The following is a 3,078-nucleotide window of genomic DNA, read 5'->3' as shown; positions in this document are numbered from 1 at the left end:
GGGTGGGGGTTTTGCCGCGGGGGGGGGGGCCCCGCCCCGCGGGGGGCCCCGCCGCCGCGGGGCGTCAGCGCGCGCTGGCCTCGTGCACGAAGGCGACCAGGCGGCTGAGCGCGTCCGGGTCCATGGACGGCATCACGCCGTGGCCGAGGTTGAAGATGTGGCCGCTGGTGCCGAGCGCCTGGGCGGCGTGCAGCACCTCGCGGGCCTTGGTCTCGACGACCTTGGTGGGCGCGTACAGCACCGCCGGGTCGAGGTTGCCCTGGAGGGCCTTGCCCGCGCCGACCCGCTCGGCGGCGACGTTCAGCGGCACCCGCCAGTCGACGCCGACGATGTCCGCGCCGGCCTGGCCCATCAGCCCGAGCAGCTCGCCGGTGCCGACGCCGAAGTGGATCCGCGGCACCCCGTAGTGGGCGACGGCGTCGAAGACCTTGGTGCTGGCGGGCATCACCGAGCGGCGGTAGTCGTCCGGGGCGAGCGCGCCGACCCAGGAGTCGAACAGCTGGACCGCGGAGGCGCCGGCCTCGATCTGCACCTTGAGGAAGGCGGAGGTGATGTCGGCGAGGCGGTCCAGCAGGGCGGCCCAGAGCTCGGGCTGCCCGTACATCATGGCCTTGGTGTTCTCGTGGTTCTTGGAGGGCCCGCCCTCGATCAGGTAGCTGGCGAGCGTGTACGGCGCGCCCGCGAAGCCGATCAGCGGGGTCCCGCCGAGCTCGTCGACCAGCAGGCCGACGGCCTCGGTGACGTAGGGGACGTCGTCGGGCTCCAGCGGGCGCAGCCGGTTGAGGTCCTCGAAGGTGCGGATCGGGTCGGCGATGACCGGGCCGATGCCGGGCTTGATGTCCACGTCGATGCCGACGGCCTTGAGCGGCACCACGATGTCGCTGAAGAAGATCGCCGCGTCCACCTTGTGCCGGCGCACCGGCTGGAGGGTGATCTCCTTGACCAGCTCGGGCCGCATGCAGGACTCCAGCATGGGGATGCCCTCGCGGACCTTCAGGTATTCGGGCAGCGAGCGGCCCGCCTGGCGCATGAACCACACCGGCGTGTGCGGCACCGGCTCGTGCCGGCAGGCGCGCAGGAACGCGGAGTCGTGCGCGGCGCCGCGGCGCGCGGGGGTGCTTCGGCCGTCGGGGGTGGCCGCCGTCGGGTCTGCCGTAGTCTCGCTCACGGGTCAAATCTTCGCACGCGCCCGGGGGCACCCTTCCCGGGTGGTCTCGTCGGTTCCTCCAAGATCTGGCCGGGTTTGCCGTTCCGGCACGCCGCTCGGACGGAAGTTGCGGCGATAACCCCGGTCTTCGACCTAGTCTTCGGGTCATGGCAGCGGTCGGCGGGCACCCCGCGCAAGGTGGCGGAACAGGTGGCGGAACGGGTCGGGAGGGGGCGCCGAGCGAGTTCCGGGCCGCCGTGGAGGCCCTCGACGGGGCCCGGCTGCGGCCGGAGCTCCAGCTCTCCCCCGCGCCGGCCCCGCGCCGGCTGGCCCCGTACGCCTTCGCGCTGACCGCCACCGTGGAGGTGGACGACGAGGAGCTGGCCGACGGCCGGCTGGTCCTGCTGTACGACCCGGCCGGGCAGGAGGCCTGGAACGGGGAGTTCCGGGTGGTCACGATGACCCGGGCGGAGCTGGAGCCGGAGATGGCCGGCGACCCGCTGCTCTCCGAGGTCGGCTGGGCCTGGCTGCTGGACGCGCTGCAGGCGCACGGCGCCGGGTACGCGGAGCCGTCCGGCACGGTGACCCGCTGCGCCTCGCAGTACTTCGGCGGCCTGGCGGACCGCCCCGCGGCGACCGAGATCGAGATCCGGGCCTCCTGGACGCCGGCCGACGGCCGGTTCGAGCGGCACCTGGCGGCCTGGGGCGACCTGCTCTGCATCAGCGCCGGACTGCCGCCGGCCAACCCGTCCCCGCCGCCGGCCGAGGTCACGTCACTCGGTGGAGTGGTCCCGATGCCCGCCCGGCGACGCCCCCGGTCGCACTGAAGGGTGGCGTCCGGGCCGGACGGCACCGTCCGCCCCGATGCCACCCCCAGGACTGACGGAGTGTGGCTTCGGCCCTGCTCTGCGTCAATTACCTGCTCAAAGTCGATCGATCTGTCATGGATCTGATCGATTTTGTACGAATTCCAGGCATGTCGCATCAGTCATATGCGCGATTTGTCCGTATTGTTACTCACTAGATCGTGATCTTTCGCTAAAGCCGGGCACGGTAGCTGCCGAAGCAGACTGTGACCCTTTCCGAACGCGGAACACTCCGACCGCCCCCTCGGGGTTCCGTCCGCCACTCCCCGCAGGAGGCCTGGTGTCGGTCCTTCTTGAGCACCCCGCAAACGTGGTCGCCTACCGCCCGACCAAGCCCACCGCCATGGTGGTCATCGCCGATCCCCGCGTCCGAAACACCGTCACCCGCCACCTCTGGGCGCTCGGCGTCCGCGACGTGATCGAGGTGTCCTCGATCGCCGAGGCCCGCCCCCGGGTCTCCACCCCGCGCGACATCTGCGTCGCCGACGTCCACCTGCCGGACGGCTCCGGACTCACCATCCTCGCCGAGACCCGCGCCGCGGGCTGGCCCAACGGCCTGGCCCTGTCCGCCGCCGACGACATCGGCGCGGTCCGCAGCGCGCTCGCGGGCGGCGTCAAGGGTTACGTGGTCACCGGCACCCGCACCAACGTCGCGATGCCCGGCCGCCCGGGCCTGCCGCTCGGCGCCGCCGGGCTGGCCGGCCGGATGCGCCGCCCCGGGATGCCGGGCATGCCGGGTGCCGCCGGTGCCCCGGGCGCACCGGGTGCCCCCGGAGCGCCGGGCCCGCAGCAGACCGCCTACCGCGAGCTGTCCGGCCGCGAGGTCGAGGTGCTGCGGCTGGTCGCCGAGGGCCAGTCGAACAAGGCGATCGGCGTCGCGATGGGCCTGTCCGCGCTCACCGTGAAGAGCCACCTGGCCCGGATCGCCCGCAAGCTCGGCACCGGCGACCGCGCCGGGATGGTCGCGGTCGCGCTGCGCACCGGCATCATCCACTGAGCCGGCCGGGGCCGAAACCGCTCCGCGAACCGTCGGGGGGCCCGGCGGGGGGGTGGAGCGGGGGCGGC

3 protein-coding genes are annotated in these 3,078 nt (G+C 73.4%); 2 read left to right on the top strand and 1 reads right to left on the bottom strand.

Annotated features, from left to right (window positions below):
- Window positions 1–64: 64 nt before the first annotated feature.
- On the bottom strand, window positions 65–1,078 hold the full coding sequence (hemE, locus tag ACFXPX_RS02485) for a uroporphyrinogen decarboxylase (RefSeq protein WP_375888482.1): 1,014 nt from the start codon (window positions 1,076–1,078) through the stop codon (window positions 65–67).
- A 236-nt stretch (window positions 1,079–1,314) separates the two neighbouring features.
- On the opposite strand from hemE, the gene ACFXPX_RS02480 reads away from it, so the two are divergent.
- Window positions 1,315–1,974, top strand: a complete 660-nt coding sequence (locus ACFXPX_RS02480) for a DUF3000 domain-containing protein (protein ID WP_375888289.1) — start codon at window positions 1,315–1,317, stop codon at window positions 1,972–1,974.
- 319 nt (window positions 1,975–2,293) lie between these two features.
- Window positions 2,294–3,010 carry a response regulator transcription factor gene (locus tag ACFXPX_RS02475; RefSeq protein ID WP_350511717.1) on the top strand — a complete coding sequence of 239 codons (717 nt, stop codon included), beginning with the start codon at window positions 2,294–2,296 and terminating at the stop codon, window positions 3,008–3,010.
- Window positions 3,011–3,078 lie beyond the last annotated feature (68 nt).

The organism is Kitasatospora sp. NPDC059146 (assembly GCF_042786665.1).
GTDB lineage: Bacteria > Actinomycetota > Actinomycetes > Streptomycetales > Streptomycetaceae > Kitasatospora.
This window is presented reverse-complemented; position numbering and strand designations above follow the sequence as displayed.

Bases quoted from the DNA above. Each gene is read 5' to 3' on its own strand.
- ACFXPX_RS02480 (WP_375888289.1), top strand. From the start codon at position 1,315: ATGGCAGCGGTCGGCGGGCACCCCGCGCAAGGTGGCGGAACAGGTGGC.